Genomic DNA, 301 nt, shown 5'->3' with positions numbered 1-301 from the left:
GGTTCGTACGGAAGCTGGAATTTCCTTGCAATCAAGGATGTTTTCCGTTGCGGACTTCATCGCTGAGGTGAAATATGCCGCTGACCTTGTGGCCCAGACTCGTGGATGCGCACTGACGGTTTCTGCTGTGGATTCGCGGCTTGCCTTCAGCGGGGATCGTGACCAGCTTTATTCGGCGGTCGGAAACCTGCTGCAAAATGCCCTTAAGTTCACTCACCACCACACCGAAGTAACGTTGGACGCCTACGCGCTGTCGGATCGCATCCTGATCGATGTGAAGGATCATTGCGGTGGTCTCCCA

1 protein-coding gene is annotated in these 301 nt (G+C 54.8%); it reads left to right on the top strand.

Features of this window, described 5'->3' with window-relative positions; all coding sequences use genetic code 11:
* Positions 1–37 precede the first annotated feature (37 nt).
* A partial coding sequence (locus tag P0D80_RS51555; protein WP_408296751.1) for an ATP-binding protein occupies positions 38–301 on the top strand: 264 nt, incomplete at its 3' end.

The organism is Paraburkholderia sp. RL17-373-BIF-A, from assembly GCF_046030175.1.
Lineage (GTDB): Bacteria > Pseudomonadota > Gammaproteobacteria > Burkholderiales > Burkholderiaceae > Paraburkholderia.
The sequence above is the reverse complement of the archived record's forward strand: the minus strand, read 5'-3'. Positions and strand labels throughout refer to the sequence as shown.